The 1706-nt window shown below is 61.8% G+C and carries 1 protein-coding gene; it reads right to left on the bottom strand.

Annotated features, from left to right (window positions below):
* Positions 1–163 precede the first annotated feature (163 nt).
* Complete coding sequence (locus AB4Y31_RS31730; RefSeq protein WP_368677416.1) at positions 164–1603, bottom strand: ISNCY family transposase; 1440 nt, start codon at positions 1601–1603, stop codon at positions 164–166.
* Positions 1604–1706: the final 103 nt, after the last annotated feature.

Below are 1706 nucleotides of genomic sequence, written 5' to 3'. Positions count from 1 at the left end.
ACACCGGTGTCAAAGCCAGATTGAGATGTCCGAGGGCCAGCTAAGTTGAAATGTCCGGTTTCGGCTAAATAGAAATGTCGGGTTTGGCTGTTCGGTTGGTTTCCTCGGTTTGCTCATACGCCGAGTAGAAGGCGAACGATTGAACGGGCAGGGCGATCACGCATCAGGCGATTCGTCCAGCAGACCGACGGCCCGACTTGCGTCGTGGCGGTTGCGCTTGCACGTGCTGCTGTGCCAGTTGCTCGATCGTGAGATTCACATCGGCCTGCGTGAACTCGCGCGGCTTCTTCGTGCCTGGTGAGCGGTTGGGCGAGCGAACCTGAGCCCCCAGGTTCGTGCGTGACGGCGCCGTCGCAATTCGGCGGTTATCACGCTGTGCCTGTATCGATTGCGCAATCTGTAATGCGTGACTCAGGCGTTTATGTTCGACGATCGCCCCGGCATCGACCTCCGTGAGCTTGTCGTATTCGCGATACGGCACAGCTTTACCATCCGCACGCAGTTCAATGCGCCCGTCCGGGTACTCCCAAACTTCGATGGTTCGCCCAATGAGCTTGCGATTGACGACGGTATCCTCGAGCAGGTACAGCACCCGGTCGTAGCGTACCGTCAGCGCTTTACTGACCTTGCGCGACTCGCGCCAGGTCAGCAGCAGATCGAGATCCTCGTCGGCGCGCAGAGGGCGGTGCGCATCGAACTCGCTCTTGGGCGGCTTGGCAAAGCGCGCGTTGTAGGCGGCCATAAAAGAGGGCGCATAGGCATTAGCCGCCTCAACACTGCTGATATTGCGCAGCCGCAGCTCCTTCACGAGCCGGTCCTGCAGCGTCAGATGCGCTCGCTCCACGCGCCCCTTAGCGGGGCTGCTGTTGGCGCAAAACGTGTCGATATTGAGCTCGTACATAGCGCGGCCAAAATGCGTCACGCTATCGCCCGTCCCGCTCGCCGCGGTCTTCCGAAAAACGCTGTACTTGTCGCTGTAGAAGGCGACGGGTTTGCCGTATCGCTCGATATACGCACGCGTCGCCTCGAAATAGCTGAAGGTCGACTCCGTGGCCGTGAAGTGCAGCGCCATCAGCCGGCTCGTCGCGTCGTCGACATACACGAGCAGCGTGCAGACCGGCGCGCGATTCTCGAACCACGCGTGCTCGCTGCCGTCGATCTGGATCAGTTGCCCCAGGCATGCCCGGCGCGAGCGCGGCTGATAGACCTTCGGCGGACGCTGCCGGCGCGGAACCCATAGGCCGGCGTCCGTCATCAGCTTCCTGACCGTCTCCTTGGCCAAGCGAATGCCGTGGCACTCGTCGAGCTTCTCGCAGGCCAGCGTCGGCCCGAAATCGGCATAGCGGTCTCTGATGATCTCCAGCGCCCGGTTGGCCGTCGCGGCATCGAGCCGGTTGTTGCTCGGCTTCGCGCGCCGGCGCGAAACCAGGCCGCCCGGACCGTCTTCGCGTAGTCGTGCCACCAAGCGTCGCACTTGCCGCGTCGTCAACCCGAGTCGCTCCGCAGCCCGCCATGGCTTGAGCATGCCGTCGGCAACTGCCTGAATCACCTTGAACCTGTCCAGCTCGCGCATCGTCATTGTTATCCGTTCTGTCGCAGCCATCGAAGCCTCCGGCGCCGGAATCGGCTGCCGGCCAGCTTACGCTGCGCCCAAAAGCGGACATTTGAACTTAGCTAAAAGCGGACATTACAACTTAGCCGCTACA

Origin of the sequence: Trinickia sp. EG282A, assembly GCF_040965455.1 — a bacterium.
In the GTDB taxonomy this organism is placed as follows: Bacteria; Pseudomonadota; Gammaproteobacteria; order Burkholderiales; family Burkholderiaceae; genus Trinickia; species Trinickia symbiotica.
This window is presented reverse-complemented; position numbering and strand designations above follow the sequence as displayed.